Here is a 13,864-nt window from a genome sequence, read left to right as displayed (position 1 = left end):
TCTTAAATTTGCAGTAACAAATAATTAATAAAACAAAAATAAAGATATGGAAAACGCAAGTATTATCGGTCTTAAAGAGGTTGATTGTAAAAAAATCGCAGAAAAATTAAATGAGCTTTTGGCTAACTATTCAGTGTTTTATCAGAATACAAGAGGGGCGCATTGGAATATTAAAGGAGATCAATTCTTTACTTTGCACCCAAAATTTGAAGAATTATACGATGCTTTAGTTCTAAAAATTGATGAAATTGCCGAAAGAATTTTAACACTAGGCGCTACACCAAACCATAATTATACAGATTACTTAAAAGTATCTAAAATTAAGGAAAGTAAAGAAGTAAACGATGCTAACAAATGTGTAGAAAACATCTTAGAATCTTTCAAAACGGTAATTGATCTTCAAAGAGAACTGCTTGATATTACAGACGAAGCAGGAGATGAAGGTACAAACTCTCAGATGAGTGACTATATCACAGAGCAAGAGAAAGAAGTTTGGATGTATAACTCTTACTTAGGAAAATAAGCATTTATTTCCACTAAACTATAATCAAGTGAAAAGGCGAAATCTAAAAAGGTTTTGCCTTTTTGTTGTATATTTGCTAAAAAACTAATTCATGATAGTTGGCAACGGACTTATTGCAAAATTATTTAAAACAGTAGATTGCGAAGAAGTTATATTTTTTGCTTCTGGAGTTTCTAATTCTTTAGAGACGGATCATGCTCAATTTCTTAGAGAAGAAAATTTAATTAAGGAAACGATACAAAACCACCCCGATAAAACTTTTGTTTATTTTTCTACTTGTAGTGTTTACGATTCTTCTAAAACGGAAAGTCCTTATGTACTTCATAAGTTGAAAATGGAGCAATTAGTTGCTTCTTTATGTTCTAAATTTTTAGTTTTAAGAGTGAGCAATGTTGTAGGTAATGGCGGTAATCCTAATTTATTAATGAACTATCTTATTCGTTCGGTGAAAGGTGGGGAAACAATTAATGTTCATACCAAAGCGACTCGTAACCTTATAGATGCCGAAGATGTTAAAGGGATTACGCTTCAATTGCTCGAAAAAAATAAAATCAATCGGATTGTCAACCTTGCCTATCTTGAAAATTATACCATTATTGAAATTCTTCAAATTATCGAAAAACAATTAAATGTTAACTTGAATTTAAACCTTATTAAAGCTGGAGCAGGTTATCAAATCTCAGTAGATGATGTAGAGGATTATTTTATGGAGCACCGACTTAATAATAAATCACTGTACCTTACTCAAATTATAAATCGTTATTACCTTTAAGCCCAATCGTTATGCAATTATTTTCCCATGGTAAACTTCTTTTAACCTCTGAATATGTAGTTCTTTCTGGAGCGTTAGCACTTGCTATTCCTACCCGATGGGGACAAAGTTTGGATGTGGAAATTAAGGAAGGCGGAAATACTATTTCATGGGAAGCCTATCATCAAAATGAATTATGGTTAAGTTTAAGATTTAGCTATCAAGATTGGAAAATTGTCGAAGCCAATAGACCCGAGAATGCGGACTTTATAATTAAAGTTTTTAAGGTTATACAAAAAATGAATCCGAGGTTATTTGAGTCGGGAACATCATATGCCTTTAAAACCAATTTAGAATTTCCATCAAATTATGGATTGGGGAGTAGCTCTACTTTGATGGCTAACCTCGCTCAATGGGCAATGGTAGATGCCTATCAACTCAATGAAAAATGCTTGGGAGGTAGTGGATACGATATAGCAGTAGCAAAAGAAGGGCAACCGATTTTGTATCAATTAAACTCTAATAAACGAAATATTTCGGTGGTAAATTTTAATCCTAGTTTTAAAAATGATTTAATCTTTATCCATCTTAACCAAAAACAAGACTCTAGAGAAGGGATTCGGCTATTCAAATCAAAAGAGAAAACCAAGGAGAATATTGATTTTTTTACCCATCTTACAAGACAAGTTGTGGCATGTGATGATTTAGAACAATTCTCTAAACTTATGACCCAACATGAAGAGGCAATATCTCAATTAATAGGTTTAAAACCAATAAAAGATAGATGGTTTCCAGACTGCCCTAGTTTTGTGAAAAGTTTAGGAGCGTGGGGCGGAGATTTTGTAATGGCGTCAAAATTTAAAGGTTACAAAGAATATTTTCAGCAAAAAGGCTTTTCTATAATTTATGATTACAAGGATTTAATAAATTGATTTATAGTGATATAAAATTAATTTGTGATATCTGATGAATATCATTATCTTTAACCCACGCTTAAAGTTTTAGAATAATTAAATTTGTCAGATAACAAAAATAAAATATATAATTTCTAAATATCATGGAAAAAATCAAACAGTACTTAGAGAAAAACGGTATTACTAATGTCACGGAAATCATTTATAATCCGTCTTACGAAAAACTATTTCAGGATGAAATGAATGAGGCAAACGAGGGGTTTGAAAAAGGAGAATTAACTACCTCTGGAGCGGTTTCTGTAAAGACGGGAATTTTTACAGGGCGCTCACCTAAAGACAGATTTATCGTAAAAGATGCCACTACAGAAAAAAATATTTGGTGGGGCGATACCAATATCCCAACGACTAATGAAGTCTTTCAAGAATGTAAAAAATTAGTAACCGATGAATTGTCTAACAAAAGACTCTATGTAGTAGATACTTTCTGTGGTACTAATCCAGATACTAGATTAAAAGTAAGATTCGTAATGGAGGTAGCGTGGCAAGCGCACTTTGTTACAAATATGTTTATACGCCCCTCTCATTATGAACTAGAAAATTACGGAGAACCAGATTTCCTAGTAATGAATGGGTCTAAAGTAACGAACCCTAATTGGGAAAAGCAAGGTTTAAATTCTGAAAACTTTGTGATGTTTAACCTAACAGAAAAAGTTCAAATTATTGGTGGTACTTGGTATGGTGGCGAAATGAAAAAAGGTATGTTTTCTATGATGAACTATTACCTACCACTTAAAGGGATGGCGTCTATGCACTGTTCTGCCAATGTTGGTGAAGATGGTGATGTTGCTGTATTCTTCGGACTTTCTGGAACAGGTAAAACTACGCTTTCCGCAGACCCTAAAAGATATCTTATCGGGGATGATGAGCATGGCTGGGATGACAATGGGGTTTTCAACTATGAAGGTGGATGCTATGCAAAAGTTATCGACCTTTCAGAAGAAAAAGAACCAGATATTTGGAGAGCCATTAAGAGAGATGCACTTCTAGAAAATGTGGTGGTAAAAGATAATGGAGAGGTAGATTTTTCCGATAAATCAATTACTGAAAATACTAGAGTATCTTATCCAATCCATCATATTAATAAAATTGTATTGCCATCTAAAGCGGGTCACGCTAAAAAGATTATCTATCTTTCGGCAGATGCTTTTGGGGTATTGCCACCAGTGTCAATTTTAACAGATGAGCAGGCACAATACCATTTCTTATGCGGTTATACTTCTAAGTTAGCAGGTACAGAAAGAGGTATTACAGAGCCTACACCATCATTTTCACCAGCGTTTGGCGAGGCATTCTTATCGCTACATCCAACGATGTATTCTAAAACCTTAATTGGTAAAATGAAAGAACATGGGGCTAAAGCTTATCTTGTAAATACAGGATGGAATGGAACTGGAAAAAGAATTTCTTTAAAAGACACCAGAGCGATTATTGATGCTATTCTAGATGGTTCAATTGATAAAGCCGAAACGGATACAATTCCAATTATGAATCTAAAATATCCAAAATCATTACCTCATGTAACGGAAGGAATTTTAGACCCAAGAGCCACTTATGCAGATGCTTCAGAATGGGAACAGAAAGCAAAATCTTTGGCTGAAAAATACATCAAAAACTTTGAACAGTATACAGATAATGAGGAAGGCAAGGCGTTAGTAGCGGCTGGTCCTCAACTATAAAATGTATAGTTTAAATTAAAATATTGCCCGAACTTTTAAGTTTGGGCAATATTTTTTATGCATTTTCTTTAAGGGCGTTAATCTCATCTCTCAGTTTAGCCGCAAGGATAAAGTCCAGTTGTTTGGCTGCATCTTCCATTTGTTTTTGCTTTTGAGCGATAAGTTTTTCAATGTCAATATTTTTACCATAAGAGCTTTGTTGCTCTGCTACTTTTTTCAATATCTCTTTTTGAGTATACTCTGGTTTTGGGAAATCGGCGGTTCTACCTACCAATACTTCAGATATTTTTTTGTTTAATGGCTGTGGGGTAAGGTTGTGTTTTTGGTTATATTCCATTTGTTTAGCCCTACGATAGTTGGTTTCGTCTATGGTATTTTGCATAGACTTAGTGATTTTATCGGCATACATAATGGCAAGTCCATTCACATTTCTTGCAGCACGCCCTACGGTTTGTATCATAGAGCGTCGTGAGCGTAGCATACCTTCCTTATCTGCATCTAAAATAGCAACTAAAGACACTTCAGGCAAGTCTAACCCTTCTCTTAATAGATTAACTCCAACTAAAACATCAAATAATCCCGTTCTTAAATCTTGCATAATCTGGATGCGTTCAAGCGTATCTACATCGGAGTGAATGTATCGGGTTCTGATGCCAAACTTTGTGAAATATTTGGTCAATTCTTCTGCCATTTTTTTGGTTAAAGTAGTGACCAGCGTCCGTTCATCCACTTCTGCTCTTTTTTGAATTTCTTCCATCAAATCATCTATCTGATTGAGGGTAGGGCGGATTTCTATTACGGGGTCTAAGAGTCCTGTGGGACGGATAATTTGTTCAATATATTCCCCTTCGGTTTTTTGTAGTTCGTAGTCGGCAGGTGTGGCGGAAACATAAACCACTTGATTTTGCATGGCTTCAAATTCTTCAAATTTTAATGGACGGTTATCCATAGCGGCGGGCAGTCGGAATCCATATTCTACAAGACTTTCCTTTCGGCTTCGGTCGCCCCCATACATCGCATGAACTTGTGGAATCGTCACATGGCTTTCATCGATGACCATTAAATAATCTTTTGGGAAATAATCTAAAAGGCAGAACGGGCGTGACCCAGGTAACCTTCCATCCATATACCTTGAGTAATTCTCAATCCCAGAACAATAGCCTAATTCTTTTATCATTTCTAAATCCAATTCGGTGCGCTCTTGTAGTCTTTTAGCTTCTAAAGGTTTACCTACTTCGCTAAAAAATTCCACCTGCTTTACTAAATCATCCTGAATCTGTTGGATAGCACCATGCATTGTTTCTTTAGAAGTTACGAATAAATTTGCGGGATAGATATTAATTTTATCAAAATCCGACATCACATTGCCTGTGACAGGGTCGAAACTTTGGATTTTATCTATCTCGTCACCAAAGAATCTTACTCTTACGGCATTATCTGCATAGGCGGGAAATACATCTACCACATCACCTTTTACACGAAAAGTCCCTCTACCAAATTCATTCACAGAACGAGAGTACAAAGAATTGACCAATTTATGAAGAAATTGTGTCCGCGAAATTTTGGTATTTAATTCTAACTCAATTAATGATTTATTAAATTCAGCAGGATTACCGATACCATAAATACAAGATACGGAGGCAACAATCAGTACATCTCTACGCCCAGAAAGTAAACTCGTCGTTGCAGAAAGTCTTAATTTTTCTACTTCTTCGTTGATGCTTAAATCCTTTTCAATATAAGTTCCCGTACTGGCAATATAGGCTTCGGGTTGATAATAGTCGTAATAGGATACAAAATACTCTACTGCATTGTTAGGAAAAAACTCTTTAAATTCCATAAACAATTGGGCAGCGAGGGTTTTATTATGTGCTAAAACCAAAGTGGGACGCTGCACTTGGTTGACTAGATTGGCAATGGTAAAAGTTTTTCCAGAACCCGTAACCCCAAGTAAAGTTTGATATTTTTCGCCTTTTTGGATGTCTTTCACTAGTTTTTCAATGGCTTGTGGCTGGTCACCAGTAGGTTTATATTCGGAATGGAGGTTAAATTTCATAGAACAAAGATACAAACAAAAGCGAATATGAAAATGGATTAGAAAAAAAGCGATTGAGTTAATTTATCAATCGCTTTTTTTATTAGAGTGCTTCTGCACAGAAAATCATGTATTTTACGGGTACTGCATTTTTGAAATAGACCCTTATACTTCTTAAATCTTTTGCGGCATCTTCTTTAGTAAAGTAACTCCCTGCCAGAACTTTATAGTTAGGTCTTAGTGAGGCGTCTTGTTGTACTTTAATATAAGGAAATCTTCGTCTGAAGTAAAGTGCCACTTCATCCGCTTCTTTTTTGCTTTTCACTAATGCCAACTGAATTTTAACCCCTAATATTCTAGGATTTTGTCTGCAAATTTCGGCATTGCTGAGTTTTCTTTTTGGCGATGAGTTAACAATTGAGTTATTAGAACTATTATTATCTTTGAGCCAATTGTTTTTGTTGGCGCATTTGCTTTCTAAATCTTCTATCAAGCGGCTCACATTTCTATCAGCAGAAAAGGTGAGTTCGGTGCCCAAAATGGTATCTTTTTTAGTAGTAAATACTTGAGCTTGAGTGGTATTGATTTGAAATATAGCAATTAAAAATAAACTAATATAGCGGAATGATTTCATAACTTTAATTAAATGATATCGCAAAAATACTAAAACTAGCAAATAAACCAACCGAAAAAGCTAAAAAAAGCGGTAAAAATTAATTTAGAACGATTACAAATTGAAGGAATATGATAATTTACACCCTTTTATAGCAGTTAATTTTATGTTAAAGTCTTATTTTTGCACAACTGAATGTAGAATTCAAAACGATTTAATAACCCAAGATTATATAAATGATTAGTTGGAGAAAGCATTACAAAAAGGGATTGGTAGCTATAGGATTATTGCTATCAACTAGTGTTTCTGTCTATGCGCAGGACGCTGCTACTGGCGACCCTAATAATGGGAAAACGCTATTTCAAACCAATTGTGCTGCCTGTCATGCTTTGGATAAGCAGATGGTAGGACCGGCACTTGGTGGTGTAGTAGATAGATTGAAAACAGAGCAGAATCTAGACACGGACTGGTTGCATAAATGGATTAAAAACAACAAAGAGCTTAGAGAATCTGGCGACAAGTATGCTAATGAGGTTTATGAAAAATTCAATAAAACCGAAATGCAGTTGTTTCCTAATCTGTCTGATCAGGATATCAATGATATCTTAGCTTATACAACCAATCCACCAGCAGAAGAGCCAAAAGAAGCGGCAGATGCGGCTACAGATACCAATAGTATAGATGCTCTAAAGGTAGCACAACAGCAGAAAACAGATTCTACGATTGTGATTATTTCACTTTTGTTTATCGCTGCGTTATTGATTTGGCTATTGGTTAAGTTAAGACAATTAGTGAAACTTAATCAAGCAGATGAGTTGTCTGAGCTACAAAAAACACAAACTAAATCTTTTGCAGAACTTTATGAAAAATACGACTATGTAGGTAAAGGTTTGCTTGCAGTGTTAGCAATATTAGCTGCTTATGGTGTTTGGAACTGGTTGATGTGGATTGGTGTTTATAAAGGATACCAGCCAGAGCAACCGATTTACTTCTCTCATAAAATCCACGCTGGAGAAAATGGCATCGACTGTCAGTTGTGCCACTCAAGTGCGAAATACGGTAAAGTATCTGAAATTCCATCTGTAAATGTGTGTATGAACTGTCACAAAAACATTTCAGAATACAAAGGTGAATATATAGAGCCAGGTAAGTCTAGAGAATTCTATACAGGAGAAATTAAAAAGATTTATGCTGCTGCTGGATGGGATGAGGAAACTCAATCTTACACAGGTAAAGGTCATCCAATAGAATGGACTAGAATCCATAATATGCCAGACTTCGTATTCTTTAGTCACGCTCAGCACGTGGTGGCGGGTGAGGCTACCATTAAGAAAGCGAAAAATGTGGATATAGTTTGTAAAGCTTGTCACGGTGCTATTGATACAATGAATGTAGTACAAATGGCGAACGACTTTACAATGGGCTGGTGTATCAATTGTCATAGAACTACAGAGGTAGATATGAATAATGGATATAACAAAGAGTATTTCAAAAACTTACATGAGAAGTTGAAAAAACAGTACGGCAGTGGTACTAAGATTACCGTAGATGCTATTGGCGGACTAGAGTGTGGTAAATGTCATTATTAATAACAGAAAATTAGAAGTATAAATGGCTTCAAATAAAATACAATTCAGAAGTATTCACGAGTTAAAAGACCCATCGCTTAATGCGCAGTTGGCTCAGAAGGAATTTCAAAATGAAATCCCAGTAGATGAGTTCTTGGGCAACGAGGATAAAATGAATAACTCAGGGACTAGCCGTAGAGATTTCCTTAAATTATTAGGGTTTTCTACTGCCGCTGTAACTTTAGCAGCGTGTGAGGCGCCAGTTATGAAAACAATTCCTTATGTGGTGAAACCTCATAATATCATTCCAGGAGTGCCGAATTATTTCGCCTCTACATTTTTTGATGGGTATGATTTTGCTAGTGTTTTAGTTAAAACTAGAGAAGGTAGACCAATTAAAATTGAACCCAATCCAGTCGCTGGAGGTTTAGGTGCAACTAATGCTAGAGTACAAGCGGGTCTATTATCACTATATGATAATGATAAACTAAAGCAACCTAAATTAGATGGTAAAGATGAAACTTTTGACAAAGTTGATAGTTTTGTTTTAAAAGGCCTGGTTGATGCTCAGGCAGCGAATAAGAAAATTGTTTTATTATCGCATTCTTTTGCCAGTCCTACCTTCAAAAAACTATTTGGAGAATTTAAGGCTAAGTATCCGAATGCAGAATTGGTAACTTATGATGCTATTCCATACACGGCTGCTTTAGACGCTGCAGAAGAAGTATTTGGAAAGAGAGCATTACCAGTATACGATTTATCAGAAACAGAACTTGTTGTAGGATTCAATGCTAACTTTATTGAAGATTATAACGCGGCAAGTCTTGAAACTTCTTATGCGAAAGCAAGAAAGCCAGGGCCAAATATGTTGCGTCATATCCAGATAGAGTCTAATATGTCACTTACAGGTGCTAATGCGGATACGCGTTTAAGAATGAAACCAAGTGATATTTATAAGACTTTAGTAGAAGTTTATAATGCATTGAATGGTTCTAGCTCTAATGAAGTGGCGAATAAAATTGCCAAAGAACTTCAAGCTAAAGGTAGCAAAGCGATAGTTTTAGCTGATGGTTCAAAAGCAGCTTATGTATTAGCTCATTTAATTAACCAAAAATTAGGTTCTGTTGCCTTTACAGGTAAAGCCAACTATCTTAAAGAGTTTGATGCTAAGAGATTTAACGAGTTTGTATCTTGGTTAAATGCTGGGCAGGTTGGTGTATTAATCTCTAACGATGTTAACCCAATTTACTCTCATCCAAGCGGAGCTAAACTGAAAGACGCGATTAAGAAAGTGCCTTGTCACATTGCGATAGCTCAGAAAAAAGATGAGATGTATCAAGCCGCTAAAGCTGCTATTCCAGTAGCGAACTGGCTAGAGTCTTGGGGAGATATGATGCCAGAAACTGGGGTGTATACACTTATGCAACCTACGATTCAGAAAGTTTATAAATGTAGACAAATAGAGGAATCTCTATTGGTTTGGACTAATGGAAAAAATCATCCGAATAATGATTACTATAAATACTTAAAAGCGAATGCTTCTAGTATTTTAGGAGATAAATCATTTAACAAAGGATTATATAATGCATATAATGAAGTGTCAGCTGGAGAGGGATTGTCTTACGCTGGTGGAAATGCTTCAGGTGCAATTGCAGAATTAAAGAAATTTAAAGCAAGCCCATACGAACTTCAATTATATACTAAAACTTCTATGGGAGATGGTACACAAGCCAACAACCCGTGGTTACAAGAATTACCAGACCCTATTTCTAGATTATCTTGGGATAACTATTTAACCGTTTCCCCTAAAGATGCTAAAGATTTAGGTTTAGAAAACGACCTTAACGGTAGAATGCAGTTAGATGGTTCTAAGGTCAATGTTACGGTAAATGGCGTAACTATTGAAAATGTACCTGTGTTTATCCAACCAGGGCAAGCCGATGGTTCATTTGGTTTAGCATTAGGTTATGGTAAGAAGTTCTCTGGTAAAGTAGCAAACACAGGTGTTAATGCTTACCCATTATTTAATGGTAATGACTTCGCGGTGTCTAATGTGAAAATTGAAAAAGTTTCAGGTGAGCACGAATTTGCAGGAATGCAGTTGCAAAATACCTTAATGGGTCGTTATGAAATTGCTAAAGAAGTGTCTTTAGATACTTTCTTAAATGTGCCATTTGATGACCAGCACAAAGGTTGGAATAAGCCATTGGAATATCATACTTTAAGCGGGTCTATGCCAGCAGGTAAGATTGACCTATGGGATACTTTCGACTTTACAGATGGACCACACTTTAACCTTTCTATTGACCTTAACGCGTGTACTGGATGTGGAGCTTGTGTGATTGCATGTCAGGCAGAAAACAACACTCCGGTAGTGGGTAAAGACGAAATTAGAATGTCGAGAGATATGTATTGGTTAAGAATTGACCGCTACTACTCGGCTAAGGAAAAAATTGAAGTTAAAGAAGGAATTGATAGAGGTTTAGATGTACCAAGTCTATATGATATTTTAATTGAGCCAAACGAAAGTCCAGATGTGATTTTCCAGCCAATTATGTGTCAGCACTGTAACCATGCGCCTTGTGAAACGGTTTGTCCAGTAGCGGCTACTTCACACGGTAAGCAAGGTCAAAACCAAATGGCTTACAACAGATGTATTGGTACTAGATATTGTGCGAACAACTGTCCTTATAAAGTAAGAAGATTTAACTGGTTTACATACAATTTGAATAATAAGTTTGATTTCAATATGAATAATGACTTAGGAAGAATGGTTTTAAATCCAGATGTTGTAGTAAGAACTAGAGGGGTGATGGAAAAATGTTCTATGTGTATCCAAATGACACAAAGCGTAATTCTAGAAGCCAAAAAAGAGGGAAGAGTAGTGCAAGATGGCGAATTCCAAACGGCTTGTTCCAAAGCGTGTTCTACAGGAGCAATGAAGTTTGGAGATATGAACGACAAATCTTCTAAAGTGAGAGAACTCTACAATGATGATAGAAGATACTTCCTACTAGAAGAAATTGGTACAAAACCGAATGTGTTCTATCACACAAAAGTAAGAAATAGAAAAGAAGAAGAAAACAAAATTTAATTATAAAAAGGTAAAACATGTCAGGACATTACGAAGCTCCAATTAGGGAACCTTTAATTATAGGACATAAAACTTATCACGACATTACTGTTGATATCGTAAAGCCTATAGAAGAAAGAGCAGGTAAGTTGTGGTGGGCATCTCTCTACGCTGCCTTAGTATTATTCATTTATGGATTTGGCTGTATCGCTTATACCATTGGTACGGGTATTGGTGCATGGGGACTTAATAGAACCATCAACTGGGGTTGGGATATTACCAACTTCGTATGGTGGGTAGGTATTGGTCACGCCGGTACATTGATTTCCGCCGTACTTTTATTATTTAGACAAAGATGGAGAATGTCCGTAAACCGTTCTGCAGAAGCGATGACGATTTTTGCGGTAGTACAAGCGGCCATCTTCCCAGTGATTCACATGGGTAGAGTTTGGGTAGGTTATTGGGTATTCCCGTTACCAAACCAATTTGGTTCACTTTGGACTAACTTCAACTCACCGCTACTTTGGGATGTATTTGCGATTTCTACTTATTTCTCGGTATCCGTAGTATTCTGGTTTATGGGACTTATCCCTGACTTTGCCATGATTAGAGATAGAGCAAAAACACCATTTACCAAGAAAATCTATACCATATTAGCCTTTGGCTGGGGTGGAAAAGCCAAACATTGGCAACGATTCGAAGAATTATCTTTGGTATTAGCAGGTTTAGCAACGCCATTGGTATTCTCGGTACACACCACGGTATCTTTTGACTTTGCTACATCGGTAATTAAAGGATGGCACTCTACCATCTATCCACCATACTTCGTAGCAGGGGCGATTTTCTCAGGATTTGCTATGGTACAAACGCTTCTTTTAGTTGCGAGAAAAGTATGTCACCTAGAAGAGTATATCACCATGTACCACATTGAAATTATGAATATCGTAATTATCTTAACGGGTGGTATGGTAACGGTAGCTTATGCGTGTGAGTATTTTATTGCATGGTATTCTGGTAGCCGTTTTGAAGACTTTGCTTACTTAACGCCAGGAGCGGCAACAGGGCCTTACTGGTGGGCATTCTGGGCATTGATTATCTGTAACCTTGTAATTCCAGCATTATTCTGGTTCAAGAAGATAAGAACGAATATCATCGCCACATTCTTGATTGCCTTAGTTATTAACATTGGTATGTGGTTTGAGCGTTTTGACATTATCGTTATTAACTTGTCTCGTGACTACCTGCCAGGTTCTTGGACGATGTTTAAACCTACCATTATTGATGTAGGTGTATATTTAGGAACGATTGGATTCTTCTCTGTACTGTTCTTATTATATGCGAGAACATTCCCTGTGATTGCACAAGCGGAATTGAAGAGTATTTTGAAAATTTCAGGTGAAACTTATAAAGCAAAAGAAGGAGATGAGCACCACTAAAAGAATATATGGGCTTTACGGCGATGACGATGATTTGATGCACGGCGTAAAAGCATTTAGAGAAAAAGGCATTGAAATTGCCGAAGTTTATACCCCTTTTCCAGTTCACGGATTGGATAAAGCTTTAGGACTTAAAAAAACAAGAATTTCAGATGCGGCATTTATCTATGCAGTTTATGGTGTAACCATTGGTGCACTAATGACTTGGTATACGATGAACCACGACTGGCCACAAAATATCGGTGGTAAACCAGCATTTGACTGGGCACACAATATGCCAGCCTTCGTAGTTCCAATGTTTGAGTTAATGGTGTTCTGTTCTGCTCACTTAATGTCTTTGACTTTCTTATTTAGAAATAAAATGTATCCAGGGGCTAAACCTCAGAACCCTGATCCAAGAACTACGGACGATAAGTTTCTTATGGAATTTGTATCTTCGGATGTTGATACCATTAAACAACTACTCATCGAGACTGGAGTAGAAGAAATAACGATAAAAGATGCTTAACATGAAGAAAAATATTTTTAAAATATCAGGTATCTTTGGTTTGTTAGCAGTAGTGCTTAATTCTTGCGGACCAAAAGAAAATGTCCCATTAGTATACTTTCCAGATATGTATTTCCCAGTGGCTTATGATCCATTGATGAAAGCTGAAGATCCATATCGTAAAGATCAGAATGAGATTCCTGCTTTCGTAAAACAAAGTGGTGCTACGGGATTATACCTTGTTCCTGGAACCGTTTCTCAAAACCCAGAAGGTATTGTGGAAAGTACACCACAATCTACAATGACACCAGACGAATACAATGCGGGCTATGATGCATCTAAAACTGTAGTGAACTCACCTTTGGATCCTGCCAATAGAGCAAAAGATATCCAAAGAGGGAAACATTTATATGAACTCACTTGTGCAGCTTGCCACGGTAAGGAAGGTGATGGACAAGGACCTATCGTAAAGACAGGGGCGTATGTAGGTGTGCCAAAATATGCAGATAGAGACATTACCATAGGTTCTGTACATTATGTATTAACGAATGGTAGAAACGCCATGGGGTCTTATGCAGGACAATTGAAACCTGGCGATAGATGGAGAGTGGCGCTCTATGTAATGGAAGCGTTTAAAGGGGGCGTTAGTGCTGAGGCAAACACTACACAAAGTGATGCAACCGTAGCACCTGCAGAAGAAAATAAAGACAATACTAAATAAATAAACT

The 13,864-nt window shown here is 36.5% G+C and carries 11 protein-coding genes; 9 read left to right on the top strand and 2 right to left on the bottom strand.

All coding sequences use genetic code 11. The features are described 5' to 3' along the window. Positions 1-46 precede the first annotated feature (46 nt). The 4 genes from C237_RS0105440 (at position 47) to pckA (ending at position 3,924) form a co-directional block, all read left to right on the top strand. Entirely contained in the window at positions 47-523 is a 477-nt protein-coding gene (locus C237_RS0105440) for a Dps family protein (protein WP_018675487.1), read from the top strand. A gap of 91 nt (positions 524-614) precedes the next feature. Continuing rightward, the gene (locus C237_RS0105435; RefSeq protein WP_018675486.1) at positions 615-1,295 is read left to right on the top strand and encodes an NAD-dependent epimerase/dehydratase family protein; all 681 of its coding nucleotides are present in this window, start codon (positions 615-617) and stop codon (positions 1,293-1,295) included. Positions 1,296-1,306: 11 nt separating this feature from the next. Then, the gene (locus C237_RS0105430) at positions 1,307-2,206 is read left to right on the top strand and encodes a GYDIA family GHMP kinase (protein ID WP_018675485.1); all 900 of its coding nucleotides are present in this window, start codon (positions 1,307-1,309) and stop codon (positions 2,204-2,206) included. 125 nt (positions 2,207-2,331) lie between these two features. After that, a complete protein-coding gene (gene pckA / locus C237_RS0105425; RefSeq protein ID WP_018675484.1) occupies positions 2,332-3,924 on the top strand; it encodes a phosphoenolpyruvate carboxykinase (ATP) in 1,593 nt (530 codons plus the stop codon). Between the two features lie 55 nt (positions 3,925-3,979). Here pckA and uvrB read toward each other — a convergent pair whose 3' ends face one another. Together uvrB and C237_RS0105415 are read right to left on the bottom strand one after the other, a co-directional pair. Next, positions 3,980-5,980 carry an excinuclease ABC subunit UvrB gene (uvrB, locus tag C237_RS0105420; RefSeq protein WP_018675483.1) on the bottom strand — a complete coding sequence of 667 codons (2,001 nt, stop codon included), beginning with the start codon at positions 5,978-5,980 and terminating at the stop codon, positions 3,980-3,982. 82 nt (positions 5,981-6,062) lie between these two features. Beyond that, complete coding sequence (locus C237_RS0105415; protein WP_018675482.1) at positions 6,063-6,593, bottom strand: SPOR domain-containing protein; 531 nt, start codon at positions 6,591-6,593, stop codon at positions 6,063-6,065. Between the two features lie 215 nt (positions 6,594-6,808). On the opposite strand from C237_RS0105415, the gene C237_RS0105410 reads away from it, so the two are divergent. From C237_RS0105410 to C237_RS0105390, 5 genes are read left to right on the top strand one after another with little or no spacing between them, the layout of a single operon-like run. Further along, positions 6,809-8,161: a c-type cytochrome gene (locus C237_RS0105410; protein WP_018675481.1), complete on the top strand. Its 1,353-nt coding sequence runs from the start codon at positions 6,809-6,811 to the stop codon at positions 8,159-8,161. A gap of 22 nt (positions 8,162-8,183) precedes the next feature. After that, entirely contained in the window at positions 8,184-11,234 is a 3,051-nt protein-coding gene (locus C237_RS0105405) for a TAT-variant-translocated molybdopterin oxidoreductase (protein ID WP_018675480.1), read from the top strand. 17 nt (positions 11,235-11,251) lie between these two features. Further along, complete coding sequence (gene nrfD, locus C237_RS0105400) at positions 11,252-12,649, top strand: NrfD/PsrC family molybdoenzyme membrane anchor subunit (protein WP_018675479.1); 1,398 nt, start codon at positions 11,252-11,254, stop codon at positions 12,647-12,649. Further along, the gene (locus C237_RS0105395) at positions 12,636-13,157 is read left to right on the top strand and encodes a DUF3341 domain-containing protein (protein ID WP_018675478.1); all 522 of its coding nucleotides are present in this window, start codon (positions 12,636-12,638) and stop codon (positions 13,155-13,157) included. The genes nrfD and C237_RS0105395 overlap by 14 nt, the downstream gene beginning before the upstream one ends. Continuing rightward, a complete protein-coding gene (locus C237_RS0105390; RefSeq protein ID WP_026315511.1) occupies positions 13,150-13,857 on the top strand; it encodes a c-type cytochrome in 708 nt (235 codons plus the stop codon). Before C237_RS0105395 ends, C237_RS0105390 begins: the two co-directional genes overlap by 8 nt. Positions 13,858-13,864 lie beyond the last annotated feature (7 nt).

The organism is Riemerella columbina DSM 16469 (assembly GCF_000374405.1).
GTDB classification, from domain to species: Bacteria; Bacteroidota; Bacteroidia; order Flavobacteriales; family Weeksellaceae; genus Riemerella; species Riemerella columbina.
Note: the sequence above shows the minus strand (reverse complement) of the source record. Positions and strands in the feature narration are given on the sequence as shown.

Bases quoted from the DNA above. Each gene is read 5' to 3' on its own strand.
- C237_RS0105440 (WP_018675487.1), top strand. From the start codon at position 47: ATGGAAAACGCAAGTATTATCGGTCTTAAAGAGGTTGATTGTAAAAAA.
- C237_RS0105435 (WP_018675486.1), top strand. From the start codon at position 615: ATGATAGTTGGCAACGGACTTATTGCAAAATTATTTAAAACAGTAGAT.
- C237_RS0105430 (WP_018675485.1), top strand. From the start codon at position 1,307: ATGCAATTATTTTCCCATGGTAAACTTCTTTTAACCTCTGAATATGTA.
- pckA (WP_018675484.1), top strand. From the start codon at position 2,332: ATGGAAAAAATCAAACAGTACTTAGAGAAAAACGGTATTACTAATGTC.
- uvrB (WP_018675483.1), bottom strand. From the start codon at position 5,980: ATGAAATTTAACCTCCATTCCGAATATAAACCTACTGGTGACCAGCCA.
- C237_RS0105415 (WP_018675482.1), bottom strand. From the start codon at position 6,593: ATGAAATCATTCCGCTATATTAGTTTATTTTTAATTGCTATATTTCAA.
- C237_RS0105410 (WP_018675481.1), top strand. From the start codon at position 6,809: ATGATTAGTTGGAGAAAGCATTACAAAAAGGGATTGGTAGCTATAGGA.
- C237_RS0105405 (WP_018675480.1), top strand. From the start codon at position 8,184: ATGGCTTCAAATAAAATACAATTCAGAAGTATTCACGAGTTAAAAGAC.
- nrfD (WP_018675479.1), top strand. From the start codon at position 11,252: ATGTCAGGACATTACGAAGCTCCAATTAGGGAACCTTTAATTATAGGA.
- C237_RS0105395 (WP_018675478.1), top strand. From the start codon at position 12,636: ATGAGCACCACTAAAAGAATATATGGGCTTTACGGCGATGACGATGAT.
- C237_RS0105390 (WP_026315511.1), top strand. From the start codon at position 13,150: ATGCTTAACATGAAGAAAAATATTTTTAAAATATCAGGTATCTTTGGT.